The sequence below is a fragment of the Microbacterium trichothecenolyticum genome, from assembly GCF_041938625.1.
GTDB lineage: Bacteria > Actinomycetota > Actinomycetes > Actinomycetales > Microbacteriaceae > Microbacterium > Microbacterium trichothecenolyticum_D.
This window is the reverse complement of record NZ_CP169427.1, coordinates 2,812,594-2,825,165: the sequence shown is the minus strand read 5'-3', so window position 1 is coordinate 2,825,165 and position 12,572 is coordinate 2,812,594. Positions and strand designations below refer to the sequence as shown.

Here is a 12,572-nt window from a genome sequence, read left to right as displayed (position 1 = left end):
TCGCGTCGGTAGGATGAGGGCACTACCGAACGGAGCCTCGGCAATGGAATGGCTGATCCCAGTCCTCATCGTGGTGGCGCTCGTCGTCATCGTCGGCATCTATCTCTGGGCGACCTACAACTCCCTCGTCCAGCTGAACGTGCGGGTGGATGAGGCGTGGAGCGACATCACGGTGCAGCTCAAGCGTCGGGCCGATCTGCTGCCGAACCTCATCGAGGCCGTGAAGGGCTACGCCGCGCACGAGAAGGCCGTGTTCGAGAACGTGACGAGGGCGCGGGCCGAGACGCTGTCGGCGTCGGGGCCGGCTGAGGCCGGTGTCGCCGAGGGGCACCTGCAGCAGGCGCTGAAGTCGCTGTTCGCTGTCGCCGAGGCCTACCCGCAGCTGCAGGCGAGCCAGAACTTCCTGCAGCTGCAGCAGTCGATCGTCGACACCGAAGACAAGATCCAGGCCTCGCGCCGGTTCTACAACGGCGGCGTGCGCGAGCTCAACACGAAGATCAAGGTCTTCCCGAACAACCTGTTCGCCCGCAACCTCGGCTTCCACGAGCGCGAGTTCTTCGAGGTCATCGACGGCGCGGCGATCTCGGAGCCACCGCGCGTGCAGTTCTGACCCTCCTGTGACGTGACCCGTGTCGTGAGCCGGCGGTAGCGTCGGGGAATGGTCCACCGGCTGACCCGCGAGCAGGCGCGCCGCATCGCGGTGCGCGGGCAGCTGCTGGCGGCGGAGCGGCCCGCGGGCATCGTCGAGACGATCGACGCGCTCACGATCGTCAACATCGAGCCCACCGCGGCCGTCGCTCCGAGCGCCGATCTCATCCTGTGGAGCCGGCTCGGGTGGCCCTATCAGCCGGCCGACCTCGTGCGTCTCGTCGAGAAGGATCGCGCGGTGTTCGAGTGGGGCGGCTTCTACCGCGCCACGACCGACCTCGCCCTGCTCATCCCCGAGATGCGGCGCCGGCCCGAGTCGGTGCAGGCGCGGGAATGGCTGGCCGCCAACGACGTCTTCCGTCGCGAAGTGCTGGCGCGGTTGCGCGCCGAGGGCCCGCTGCGGGCCGCAGATATCCCCGATGCGGCGCAGGTGTCGTGGCGGTCGTCGGGATGGACGAACAACCGCAACTCGATCCAGCTCCTCGAGATGCTCGTGCTGTGCGGCGATGCCGCTGTCTCGTCACGGGATGCTGGCGGCCGTCTGTTCGACATCGCCGAACGGGTGTACCCCTCCGACGTGCCCCAGCTGTCGGACGAGGAGGCCGGGCGCGAGCGCGCCGAGCGCCGGCTCGCGTCGCTGGGGATCGCGAGGGTGAAGAGCGTGGCACAGCCTTTCGAGCCGATCGACGTCGGCGAGATCGGGGAGGAGGCGATCGTCGACGGTGTCGACGGTGTGTGGCGCGTCGATCCCGGCGCACCGGCCGCCGCCGACGGCTTCGTCGGGCGCACGGCGCTGCTGTCGCCCTTCGACCGCCTCGTCTTCGATCGGCGCCGGCTCGAGGAGCTGTTCGGCTACGAGTACCTGCTCGAGATGTACAAGCCCGCGGCGAAGCGCCGGTGGGGGTACTTCGCGCTGCCGATCCTGCACGGCGACCGCTTCGTCGGCAAGCTCGACGCCAAGGCCGATCGCAAGGCGGGCCTGCTCCGCGTGCACGCCGTCCACGAGGATGAGCCGTTCACGGACGAGGTCAGGGAGTCGGTGGATGCCGAGATCCAGGACCTCGCCCGCTGGCTCGGGCTCGAGGTGGCCGGCCCGGCCGCCTGACCCGGCGGGCGGGCGGTCAGCCCGCCAGCTCCGCGACGTCGAGGTCGCGCGTATCGGCCCCGGGCTCGTCGTCGGCCAGCGGCACGGGCTCCGCCGGACCCGCGTCGTGACGCGCGGCCTCGGGCATGACCCGTGCGAGGTCGTCGGTGGCATCGCCCCAGCGGGAGATCGAGATCGACTCGAGGCTCTGCCAGGCGGCGGCGAGCCGGAGTTCGTCGGCGAGCCGTGGCGCGGCGTCAGCGGGTCTGCCGTGCTCCCACCACGCCGATTGGACGAGCAGCCGGGAGGCGGCGCGATCGGCCTTGAGATCGACGCGGCCGACGATGTCGTCGCCGATGAGCACCGGCAGCGAGTAGTAGCCGTACCGCCGTCGCGGCGCCGGGGTGTAGATCTCGATGCGGTACTCGAAGTCGAAGAGCCGCTCGGCGCGGTCACGGAACCACACGACCGGATCGAACGGCGTCAGGACCGCGGCGGCGTCGACCTTGCGGGGCACGGCGGCATCGGCGTGCAGCCATGCCTTCGCCGGGCGCCCGGCGGTGCTCCACCCTTCGACCGTCACAGGATGCAGTTCGCCCGTGTCGACGAGGTCGCCGAGAGCGGTCGTCACAGCCTTGCGGTCGGCGATGCGCCAGTAGTCGGCGATGTCGGCGGCGGTCGCGACCCCGTACGCGCGCGACGCGCGCCGGACGAGCTCGCGCACGGCGTCGTCGCGGGGGACCGGTGCGTCCAGCACCTGCCGCGGGATCACCTGCTCGGCGAGCCCGTATCGCCGTTCGAAGCCGCGGCGCCCCGCAATCGCCACCTCGCCGAACATCCACAGGTACTCGAGGGCCCGCTTGACGACGTCCCAGTCCCACCACGGACCGCGAGCGCTCTCCTTGGCGTCGTGCTCGATCTGCGCCGGGCGCAGGGGCCCGCGCTCGGCGAGCTCGGCGCGCACCCAGTCGACGATGTCGCGGTTCGCGTGGAACCAGCCGCCCGGCTTGCTCCCGTACTTCGCACGCATCGCCTGCATGCGGAAGTCGAACAGTCCCCAGTCGTCGGCGGGGATGAACGCAGCCACGTGCGCCCAGTACTCGACGTACGGGGGACGCCGCGCGAACAGCAGGCGGTCGAGCGCAGCGGTGTCGTAGGCGCCGACCCGCGAGAACAGCGGCATGTAGTGGGAGCGGGCGAAGACGTTGACCGAGTCGATCTGCAGCGTCGCCATGCGCGCCAGCGCGCCGTTCAGCTGCCGGGTGCCGGCGGCGGAGGGGCGGGACCGCCCGAAACCCTGGGCGGCGAGGGCCACGCGACGCGCCTCTGCGGCGCTGAGGGAGGACTTCACGCGCGTCAGCGTAGCCCGAGGCTCCGACATCGCGCCGCCCGCCGTTCATGACCGGTACGGAATGCGACCCGCCTAGACTGGGCCAATGAGCGGCTCCGACGAAAAGCCCCGCGGCTCCCTCTTCGACGCCGTCCGCGACCGCAGCCGGATCGTCTCGACCGAGACGTCCGCCGCGGTGCCGCGTGGCCTCCGTGTCGCGACCGCCTACTCGTGGCGGCTGATCGTCGTCGCCGCGGCGATCGGGGTCGGCGTGTGGCTCGTGATCCAGCTGAAGCTGCTGGTCATCCCGCTCCTGATCGCGATCCTCATCACCGCTCTGCTGTGGCCCGCATTCACCTGGATGCTGCGGCGCCGCGTGCCCCGTTGGCTGGCCATCGTCATCTCCGTCGTAGGCACCATCGCGATCGTCACGGGGCTCCTCTGGCTCGTCGTGTGGCAGATCATGCGGCAGTGGGATTCGGTGCAGGCGAGCACGGTCGCTGCGGTCGAGCAGTTCCGGCAGTACCTCATCGACGGCCCGCTGCACCTGAGCGAGGAGCAGATCGACGACCTGCTCGACCAGGGATGGGCCTTCCTGCAGGAGCAGGCCGAACTGCTCTGGTCCGGGGCGCTGGCCATCGGCTCCACGATCGGGCACGTCGTCACCGGCGCGGTGCTCGCGTTCTTCATCCTGCTGTGCCTGCTCGCCGACGGCGCGGGCATCTGGCGCTGGACCCTGCGTCTGTTCCCCAAGAAGGCCCGTCCCGCCGCCGACGGCGCCGGCCGCGCCGGGTGGGTCACCGTCGTCAACTACGCGCGCACGCAGTTGCTGGTCGCGACCATCGACGCCGTCGGCATCGGTCTCGGCGCCGCCCTGCTCGGGGTGCCGCTCGCGATCCCCGTCGCCGTGCTCGTCTTCCTGGGTGCGTTCGTCCCGATCGTCGGTGCCGTCGTCACCGGCACCGTCGCGGTCTTCCTCGCGCTCGTCTACAACGGTCCGTGGATCGCGCTGTGGATGCTCGTGGTCGTCCTCGGCGTGCAGCAGCTCGAAGGACACGTGCTCCAGCCGCTCCTCATGGGCTCGGCCGTCAAGGTCCACCCGCTCGCGGTGGTGCTCGTGGTCGCCGGCGGCGCCATGATCGCCGGCATCCCGGGCGCCCTCTTCGCCGTGCCGCTCGCCGCGTTCGTGAACGTCGTCGCGGTGTACCTTGCCGAACGCGCATGGGAGACCGGCGCCAGACCCACCGGGGACCTCATCTGGAGTACCGTTCCCCGGCCGAGGAGAGTCCGTTCGTGACCACCGCCATGTCATCCGCCGACCAGGCTTCCGAGACCGAGACCGAGACCGAGACCGCCCCGGCGTCGCTTGCGTCGGCCGTGCCGACGCTCGCCGACTTCGAGGATGCCGCGGCCACGCTCGAGGGCGTCATCGCCCACACGCCCCTCGACGTCTCGCAGCACCTGTCGGACGTCCTCGGGGTGCCGGTGCACCTCAAGCTCGAGAATCTGCAGCGCACCGGGTCGTTCAAGATCCGCGGTGCGACCTACCGCCTCTCGCGACTGACCGCCGAGGAGCGCGCGCGCGGCGTCGTGGCGGCCTCCGCCGGCAACCACGCCCAGGGCGTGGCGCTCGCGGCGAAGGCGCTCGGCATCCACGCGACGATCTTCATGCCCCTCGGGGTGCCGGTGCCGAAGCTCCTCGCCACCCGCGGGTACGGCGCGGACGTCGTGCTGGAGGGCGCCACGGTCGAGACGCCGCTGCGCCTCGCGGCGGAGTTCGCCGAGCGCACGGGAGCCGTCTTCATCCACCCGTTCGACCACCACGACATCATCGCCGGTCAGGGCACCCTGGGCCTCGAGCTCATGGACGAGCTGCCCGACCTCGACACGGTCGTCCTCGGCATCGGCGGGGGCGGACTCGTCGCCGGTGTCGCGGCGGCTGTCAAGGCGCGCGCCGCGGCAGAGGGCCGTACGGTGCGCGTCATCGGCGTGCAGGCCGCGAACTCGGCGGCGTATCCGCCCTCGCTCGAGGCGGGGCATCCGCTCGAGATCCGGACCTCGCCGACGATCGCGGACGGCATCGCGGTCGCCCGGCCGGGAGACCTGCCCTTCGAGATGATCCGCGACCTCGTCGACGAGGTCGTGACGGTGACCGAGGACGACATCGCCCGCGCCCTGCTCGTGCTGCTCGAGCGCGCCAAGCAGGTCGTGGAGCCGGCGGGCGCCGTCGGCGTTGCGGCGATCCTGGCCGGGAAGATCGTCGCGACCGGCCCGACCGTGACGGTTCTCTCGGGCGGCAACATCGACCCGCTGCTGCTGCAGCGCGTCGTCGCGCACGGGCTCGCGGCTTCCGGCCGGTACATGACGCTGCGCATCCCGCTGCCGGATCGTCCCGGCCAGCTCGCGCGCGTGTCGGAACTGCTGGCCATCGCCGGCGCGAACGTGATCGAGGTGCTGCACACCCGGCACGGGCAGGGGATCCAGATCAGCGAGGTGATCCTGCAGCTGAGTGTCGAGACGCGCGGCGAGGAGCACCGCGCTCACGTCATCTCGGTGCTCGAGGATGCGGGCTACGCGCCCACGGTCGTTCCGGACTAGCGAGGCAGTGCCCGGCGGCCTCAGGGGAGTCCCTGAGGCCGCTCCGGGTCACTGACCGTTGTAGGTCTCGACCTTGACGATCTCGACGGCGATCTCGCGGCCGTTGGGGGCGGTGTACGAGGTCTTCTCGCCCTCCTTGCGGCCGAGGATCGCCACGCCCAGGGGCGAGGCCTCGCTGTAGACGTCGAGCTCGGAGCCGACGGCGATCTCGCGGTTGCCGAGCAGGAAGACCTCTTCGCCGCCCGCCACGATCGCGGTGATGACGGTGCCGGGTTCGACGACCCCGCTGCTCTCGGGCGCCTCGCTGACGGTCGCGGTCTTGAGCAGGTGCTGGAGCGTGCGGATGCGCGCCTCCTGCTTGCCCTGCTCGTCCTTGGCAGCGTGGTAGCCGCCGTTCTCCTTGAGGTCGCCTTCTTCGCGCGCGGCCTCGATGCGCTTGGCGATCTCCTCGCGGCCGGTGGTCGAGAGGTGCTCGAGCTCGGCGGCCAGGCGATCGTAGGCGTCCTGGGTGAGGAAGGTCACGGGGGCGTCGGTGGACACGGCTGACTCCTTCGTTGGGCCCGCTGCCGACCGGAGCGGTGCGGGCATAAACCGAACGCCCCGGCTCACGGCCGGGGCGCGATTGTGCTGATGTCCCGCCAGACTACGTCACGGCGCCTGTGGGGACAAACTCACCCGGGCAGCACCCAGCACGAATTCACGAAGCCGGTGGTGGCGAGCGCGGTCGTCGGGATCGACTCGCGGAAGGCGCGGGCATGGAGCTCGGATGCCGGGAGCTCGACCACCCGCCAGCCCACCACACCGTGCTCCTGGTCCTGCGCCTCGATCGCGCACGCGACCGCGGCGCCGGGCGGACTGCTGATCTGGAATCCCAGCATCACGGAGTGCTCGTCGACCACCTCGAACGACGTCGTGTCGGAGTCGACGGAGTCGAGGGAGCCCTGCACCGTGAACCAGCCGAACAGCGCCACGAGGCCGACGGCGACCACGATGGCGACACCGATGATCCAGCCGCGCGCGGGGGAGCGGCGACGGCCGTAGCGCTCGTCGAGCATGTCCTGCGTGGTCACGCCGCTCCTTCGGGCTCGTCGGGTCGGATCGGAAGATTAGGCTGGAACTCCAGGCTATGCGCTCGCGCGCAGCCCCGACGACACCGCCCGCCCCGCGGGCAGAGCGAGGACCCCATGCAGCACGCGATCGCCGGGATCCTTCCCACCGCGACGACTCCGACGCCGACTCCGACGCCCGCGGTCGACCCGAACCTCGTGAGCCCCGGAGTGGTCGGATTCCTCTTCACCGCGCTCATCGCGATCGCCGTGATCTTCCTGGTGTGGGACATGATGCGCCGCATCCGCCGCGGCCGCGTGCGGGCCGACATCCAGGAGCAGCTGGACGCCGAGGAGCAGGCCGCGCGAGCGACCGAGGCGACGGATGTCGACGACCAGCGCATCGACGCGGCTGACGACGACGACCGCGGTGAGAAGCCCAAGGCCTGAGCCTCTCGAGCGTGACGGTGACGGATGCTGCGGGCCGCGGCATCCGTCACCACCATCAGCCAGGCAGCCCCAGCGACGGGGAGTACGGCTGCAGCGCGATGATGAGGCACGCCGTCCAGTGGCAGAGGAACGCCAGCACGGTGCACACGTGGAAGATCTCGTGGAAGCCGAAGTGCCCCGGCCAGGGGTTCGGGCGTTTGAGCGCGTACACGACCGCGCCGCCCGTGTAGAGCAGGCCTCCGATGGCGATGAGGACCATCATGGCGGCGCTGGCCTGGAACAGCGGCACGATGTACATGACGGCCGCCCAGCCCAGCAGCAGATAGAGCGCGACATAGAGCCAGCGCGGCGCGTTGATCCAGAAGACGCGGAACAGGATGCCCAGCAGCGCGCCGCTCCAGACGAGGATCAGCAGCAGGGCGCCCTGCTCTGGCGGCAGCGCCAGCACTGCGACAGGGGTGTAGGTGCCCGCGATCAGCAGCAGGATGTTCGCGTGGTCGATGCGCTTGAGGATCGCCTTGGTCTTCGGCTTCCAGTTGAACCGGTGGTACAGCGCGGAATTGCCGAACAGGAGCAGTGAGGTGGCCATGAACACGGCCGATGCCCATTTCGCCGGCGCACCCTCCGCGAGCACGATGAGCACGATGCCGGCCGCGATCGCGATGGGGAAGGTCGCCGCGTGGATCCAGCCGCGCCAGGTCGGCTTGAGGTCGGGCGTCGCCGCGTCGACCGCCGCGGCGTCCATCAGCGGCAGCACGGGGACCTCGGGGGCCCGGGGGAGACTGCGACGGCGGCTCATGTCCTAAGCGTAGAGGGGGTCGCATGCCGGTGAGGGAACATGCTCAGTCCCACGGAAAGTGGTACCGAGTCCCGCGCTAGGGGCGTGGTCGCGCGCGGGGTAGCGTAGGCGTGTGGCGCGCGGCGAGACGAACGAGGGCAGAGGTCCCCTCTATCGGCTCTACATCAATCGCCTGCGCCGCCGCCTGGATCCGGCATCCGTCCCGCGACACCTCGCGATGATGATCGACGGCAACCGCCGGTGGGCCAAGCAGCTCGGATACGACTCCGCCGCGCACGGCCACCGCGCGGGCGCAGCCAAGATGAAGGAGTTCCTCCGCTGGTGCGACGACGTGGGCATCCGCGTCGTGTCGCTGTACCTGCTGTCGAACGACAATCTGCGCAAACGCGATTCGCGCGAGCTGTCGGACCTCATCGAGATCATCGCCGAGCTCGCCGACGAGCTCTCGCACGAGCGCGACTGGCGCGTGAAGCACGTGGGCCGCGCCGACGCGCTGCCGGAGGACCTCAGGCGCGTGCTCGCGGACGTCGAGGCCCGCACGAAGGGCAACGCGGGGATGCACGTCAACCTCGCCGTCGGCTACGGCGGCCGGGGCGAGATCGTGGACGCCGTGCGCAGCATCATCGCCCAGCACGACGAGCGCGGGGGCTCGCTCGAGGAGCTCGCCGCGAGCCTCACACCCGAGCAGATCGGCGAGCATCTGTACACGGGCGGGCAGCCCGACCCGGACCTCGTCATCCGCACGTCGGGGGAGCAGCGGCTGAGCGACTTCCTGCTGTGGCAATCGGCCCACTCGGAGTTCTATTTCGTCGAGGCGCTCGGCCCGGATCTGCGCGAGGTGGACTTTCTCCGCGCCATCCGCGACTTCGCCTCGCGCGACCGCCGGTACGGCGGTTAGCCGGCCTTTCGCAGCGTTGCTCGCCCCTCTGCCAGAATGATCCGCGTGACGGATCTGGATTCATATCTGGCGTCGTTCGATGGGGAACCGGGGTATCTGGACTGGGCGGCGTTCGGGCCGCTCTCGCCGGCGGTCCGCAGCGAGGCGCAGGGCGACACCGAGCTGCTGGGCTCGGGCCGCCGCACGAGCATCGAGCTCGTCGCCGACCACGCGCGTGAGGCCCGCGAACTCGTCGCGGAGCTGATCGGCACGGACGCATCGCACGTCGCGCTGCAGCCGTCCACCACCTACGGCCTGATGCACGCGATCTACGGACTGGCGGGCGGGCTCATGCTCGGCCGCGGAGAGTTCCCGAGTCTCACCGTCGCGGCCACGCGCGCGTCGGAGGCATTCGGCTCGCTGCAGCTGCAGTGGGTCGAGCCCGCCGACGGCTTCATGACTCCCGACGCGATCCGCTCCGCGCTCTCCGACGAAACCCGCGCCATCGCGGTCAGCCTCGTCGACTTCCGCACCGGCTACCGCGCCGACCTGTCGGCGATCCGCGAGGTGATCGGCGATCGCCTGCTCATCGTCGACGCCATCCAGGGCTTCGGGATGGTCGAGGCCGACTACCTCGCCGCCGACGTCGTGTGCGGGCACGGGTACAAGTGGCTGCGCGCCGGCCGGGGGACCGGCTTCGCGTGGTTCGGCGAGCGTGCGCTCGAGCGCATCGCGCCCGTGCTCTCGGGCTTCGCCGGCGTCGACGGCGACTTGCCGGTCGACGCGGTGCCGGCGCCGGCCGCATCGGCGCAGGCGTTCTCGGTCTCGGGGATCGACACCCTCGCCGCGGCGCGCCTCGCGACGGCGCTGCGCGAGATCGTCGACGTGGGCGTCGCCGACATCGAGTCGCTGCTGGCCGCACGGGCGGCCGACGTCATGTTCTTCGCGGACCGCTACGAAGTTCCGGTGGTCACGCCGCGCGAACCCGAGCGCCGCGCGGGCATCGTGACGCTCGAGCCCGCCGCGCAGGATGCCGCGCCGCTCGCCGCCTCGCTCGCGAACCACGGCCTCACCGTCACCACCAGGGCCGGGCGCATCCGAGTCGCACCTCACGTCGGCACCGGTGCCGACACGCTGCGTCTGTTCGGCGACGCGCTCGCCGCCTTCTCGTCGGCACGGGTCTGGTGATCGAGCTGCTGCGGGTGCAGCATCCGTTCATCAACACGTAACGAGATTCTTGCGTGTCGGGCGCGTCCGAGGTCCGTGTCGGCCGTAGCGTGAGCGCATCGGGCAAGGAGCCCGGTCGAGTCGGCCTCAGGATCGCGACTCGTGACTCCGGTCGACTCGTGACTGCCGGGTGAACCACCCGGGGCGGGAGTGGGTTGTGACCACACGAGCACCACACGAGCAGCGCAGTCAGGACCTCGAGCAGGTCGCAGCATCCGATGAGGACCTGCGCACCTATGTACTCGACACGTCGGTGCTGCTCAGCGATCCGCGGGCGTTCTTCCGCTTCGCCGAGCACAGCGTCGTGATCCCCGTCGTGGTGATCACGGAGCTCGAAGGCAAGCGGCACGATCCCGAGATCGGCTACTTCGCCCGGCAGGCGCTGCGCCACCTCGACGAGTTGCGCGTCGAGCACGGACGCCTCGACTTCCCCGTCCCGGTCGGCGAGGGCGGCACGCTCCGCGTCGAGCTGAACAACACCGACGCGACGGTGCTGCCGTCAGGCATGCGGCTCGGCGACAACGACAGCCGCATCCTCGCGATCGCGATGAACCTCGCCCGGGACGGGCAGGAGGTCACCGTCGTCTCGAAGGACCTGCCGATGCGGGTCAAGGCGGCGTCGCTCGGCATCACCGCGGAGGAGTACCTCGCCGAGCAGGCGGTCGACTCCGGCTGGACCGGCATCTCCGAGATCGACGTGTCGGGCGACGACATCAGCGACCTGTACGAGAGCGAGGTCGCCTCGAGCGAGGACGTGCAGGGGCTGCCCGTGAACACCGGGCTCATCATCCACTCGGAGCGGGGCTCGGCGCTGGGTCGCGTCGTGGGCGACGGCGAATACCGGCTGGTCCGCGGGGACCGGGAGGTGTTCGGCCTCCACGGTCGCTCGGCCGAGCAGCGCATCGCGATCGACCTGCTCCTCGATCCCGAGGTGGGCATCGTGTCGCTCGGCGGCCGCGCCGGCACCGGAAAGTCGGCGCTCGCCCTGTGCGCCGCGCTGGAGGCGGTGCTCGAACGGCAGCAGCAGCGCAAGATCATCGTGTTCCGGCCGCTGTTCGCCGTCGGCGGCCAGGAGCTCGGGTATCTGCCGGGAGACCAGCAGGAGAAGATGAACCCCTGGGGCCAGGCGGTGTTCGACACGCTCGGCTCGGTGGTCTCGACCAACGTCCTCGACGAGGTGGTCGAACGGGGACTGCTCGAGGTGCTGCCGCTCACGCACATCCGCGGCCGGTCGCTGCACGACGCGTTCGTGATCGTCGACGAGGCGCAGTCGCTGGAGCGCAACGTGCTGCTGACAGTGCTCAGTCGCATCGGGCAGAACTCGCGGGTCGTGCTCACCCACGATGTCGGCCAGCGCGACAATCTGCGGGTCGGTCGGCACGACGGTGTCGCGTCGGTCATCGAGACGCTCAAGGGTCACTCGCTGTTCGGCCACGTGACGCTCGTGAGGTCGGAGCGTTCGGCGATCGCCGCCCTCGTCACCGACCTCCTGGAGGCCGGAGAGCTCGCCTGAGCGGCACCGGAGTGCGCTGACGACGCAGCGGGTCGGGATGCTGCAGCCCGGCCCGCTGCGCCGCGTCACCATGAGGAAAGTCTCATCGCTCACGGCGCATGCAGCTCGATCGGTCTGTCACCATGGATGAGGGGAAACGATTCCGCGCACACGGAAGGCAGGCGAGACGTGGACGCACGCATGGGGCTCGTGATCGGCGGCATGACCGCTGTCGCGGCGAGCGTCGCTGTCGTGACCGCTGTCGCTCTCGCGAATACCGCGGCCCTGGCGGACTCGCCGGGTACGACCGTCGCCTCAGAGCGCGTCGTCGTCCCTGCCGCGGCATCCCCGTCCGCGACGCCGCAGTCCATGCCTGCGGCGACCTCCGACTCCCTCGTCCCCTCGGCCGAGCCGGAAGTCGTCCAGGCGCCTGCACCTGTCGAGGTCGTGCCGTCCGAATCGACCGGCGCGCGCGGGTACACGGCGCCCTCGACCCCCGAAGTGGTCGCGCCCACCGCCCCGGAGGCGTCCGCCGACGTCGACGCCGCCATCGCTGCCGCCCAGGCGGCAGGAAGCTGGGACTCGCTGCGCAGTTGGGCGGCTGCGCAGGGCTGGTCGAGCGGTCGCCTTGACGCCCTGATCGCGCGTCTCGAGCGCGAGACCGCCGGCCAGAACAAGCAATCCGACTCGAGCAGCTCCCTCGAGTCGAGCGGTGCGGACACCCAGCGTCAGGGCATCGTTCAGGCGCCCGCGTCGGCACCTGCCCAGCGTCACGTGAACGTCCAGGCTCCTGTGGAGGAGCACAAGCAGTCCGGTCAGCGATCGACCGCCCCCCAGCGTCCCGCTCACGCGGGCTCGAACGTCGGACACGGCAACGGAGCCGGAAACGGCGAGAAGAAAGACCAGTCGCGCAATTCCCCAGACAAGCGCGACTGACAACGGTCGGATCCCCCAGTCCGGCCTTTCACAGCCCCCGGTGTCCCCCAGCACCGGGGGCTTCTTCCTGCCTTTGGCACACCAC

General features: G+C 70.6%; 13 protein-coding genes. 9 read left to right on the top strand and 4 right to left on the bottom strand.

Annotated elements, in window-relative coordinates:
* Window positions 1–43: 43 nt before the first annotated feature.
* Both ACEYYH_RS13205 and ACEYYH_RS13200 read left to right on the top strand, forming a co-directional pair.
* Window positions 44–610 carry a LemA family protein gene (locus ACEYYH_RS13205; RefSeq protein ID WP_056368027.1) on the top strand — a complete coding sequence of 189 codons (567 nt, stop codon included), beginning with the start codon at window positions 44–46 and terminating at the stop codon, window positions 608–610.
* A gap of 48 nt (window positions 611–658) precedes the next feature.
* Window positions 659–1,753, top strand: coding sequence for a DNA glycosylase AlkZ-like family protein (locus ACEYYH_RS13200; protein WP_374974825.1), 1,095 nt, complete (start codon window positions 659–661; stop codon window positions 1,751–1,753).
* A gap of 16 nt (window positions 1,754–1,769) precedes the next feature.
* On the opposite strand, the gene ACEYYH_RS13195 is transcribed toward ACEYYH_RS13200, so the two are convergent.
* Complete coding sequence (locus tag ACEYYH_RS13195) at window positions 1,770–3,083, bottom strand: winged helix-turn-helix domain-containing protein (protein ID WP_374974824.1); 1,314 nt, start codon at window positions 3,081–3,083, stop codon at window positions 1,770–1,772.
* Between the two features lie 85 nt (window positions 3,084–3,168).
* Here ACEYYH_RS13195 and ACEYYH_RS13190 point away from each other — a divergent pair, with 85 nt between their 5' ends.
* Together ACEYYH_RS13190 and ilvA are read left to right on the top strand one after the other, a co-directional pair.
* Window positions 3,169–4,359 (top strand): AI-2E family transporter, encoded by a 1,191-nt coding sequence (locus tag ACEYYH_RS13190; RefSeq protein WP_374974823.1) that lies wholly within the window; start codon window positions 3,169–3,171, stop codon window positions 4,357–4,359.
* On the top strand, window positions 4,356–5,660 hold the full coding sequence (gene ilvA / locus ACEYYH_RS13185) for a threonine ammonia-lyase (protein ID WP_374974822.1): 1,305 nt from the start codon (window positions 4,356–4,358) through the stop codon (window positions 5,658–5,660). Before ACEYYH_RS13190 ends, ilvA begins: the two co-directional genes overlap by 4 nt.
* Window positions 5,661–5,708: 48 nt before the next feature.
* Here ilvA and greA read toward each other — a convergent pair whose 3' ends face one another.
* Entirely contained in the window at window positions 5,709–6,200 is a 492-nt protein-coding gene (gene greA / locus ACEYYH_RS13180) for a transcription elongation factor GreA (protein ID WP_116196585.1), read from the bottom strand.
* 131 nt (window positions 6,201–6,331) lie between these two features.
* Window positions 6,332–6,730: a DUF4307 domain-containing protein gene (locus ACEYYH_RS13175; RefSeq protein ID WP_374974821.1), complete on the bottom strand. Its 399-nt coding sequence runs from the start codon at window positions 6,728–6,730 to the stop codon at window positions 6,332–6,334.
* Window positions 6,731–6,844: 114 nt separating this feature from the next.
* Between ACEYYH_RS13175 and ACEYYH_RS13170 the strand changes: the two genes are divergently transcribed.
* Window positions 6,845–7,156: a hypothetical protein gene (locus ACEYYH_RS13170; protein WP_374974820.1), complete on the top strand. Its 312-nt coding sequence runs from the start codon at window positions 6,845–6,847 to the stop codon at window positions 7,154–7,156.
* Between the two features lie 55 nt (window positions 7,157–7,211).
* Here ACEYYH_RS13170 and ACEYYH_RS13165 read toward each other — a convergent pair whose 3' ends face one another.
* Window positions 7,212–7,955 carry a hemolysin III family protein gene (locus ACEYYH_RS13165; RefSeq protein ID WP_374974819.1) on the bottom strand — a complete coding sequence of 248 codons (744 nt, stop codon included), beginning with the start codon at window positions 7,953–7,955 and terminating at the stop codon, window positions 7,212–7,214.
* A 112-nt stretch (window positions 7,956–8,067) separates the two neighbouring features.
* On the opposite strand from ACEYYH_RS13165, the gene ACEYYH_RS13160 reads away from it, so the two are divergent.
* The 4 genes from ACEYYH_RS13160 to ACEYYH_RS13145 all read left to right on the top strand — a co-directional run bounded on the left by ACEYYH_RS13160 (window position 8,068) and on the right by ACEYYH_RS13145 (window position 12,487).
* On the top strand, window positions 8,068–8,853 hold the full coding sequence (locus ACEYYH_RS13160; protein WP_374974818.1) for an isoprenyl transferase: 786 nt from the start codon (window positions 8,068–8,070) through the stop codon (window positions 8,851–8,853).
* A gap of 45 nt (window positions 8,854–8,898) precedes the next feature.
* A complete protein-coding gene (locus ACEYYH_RS13155; RefSeq protein WP_374974817.1) occupies window positions 8,899–10,020 on the top strand; it encodes an aminotransferase class V-fold PLP-dependent enzyme in 1,122 nt (373 codons plus the stop codon).
* A gap of 196 nt (window positions 10,021–10,216) precedes the next feature.
* Window positions 10,217–11,572, top strand: a complete 1,356-nt coding sequence (locus ACEYYH_RS13150; protein WP_374974816.1) for a PhoH family protein — start codon at window positions 10,217–10,219, stop codon at window positions 11,570–11,572.
* Window positions 11,573–11,740: 168 nt separating this feature from the next.
* Complete coding sequence (locus tag ACEYYH_RS13145; protein WP_374974815.1) at window positions 11,741–12,487, top strand: hypothetical protein; 747 nt, start codon at window positions 11,741–11,743, stop codon at window positions 12,485–12,487.
* Window positions 12,488–12,572 lie beyond the last annotated feature (85 nt).

What these genes read in the sequence shown, in the direction of transcription:
- ACEYYH_RS13190 (WP_374974823.1), top strand. Translation starts at nt 3,169, where the DNA reads ATGAGCGGCTCCGACGAAAAGCCCCGCGGCTCCCTCTTCGACGCCGTC.
- ACEYYH_RS13170 (WP_374974820.1), top strand. Translation starts at nt 6,845, where the DNA reads ATGCAGCACGCGATCGCCGGGATCCTTCCCACCGCGACGACTCCGACG.
- ACEYYH_RS13200 (WP_374974825.1), top strand. Translation starts at nt 659, where the DNA reads ATGGTCCACCGGCTGACCCGCGAGCAGGCGCGCCGCATCGCGGTGCGC.
- ACEYYH_RS13205 (WP_056368027.1), top strand. Translation starts at nt 44, where the DNA reads ATGGAATGGCTGATCCCAGTCCTCATCGTGGTGGCGCTCGTCGTCATC.
- ACEYYH_RS13165 (WP_374974819.1), bottom strand. Translation starts at nt 7,955, where the DNA reads ATGAGCCGCCGTCGCAGTCTCCCCCGGGCCCCCGAGGTCCCCGTGCTG.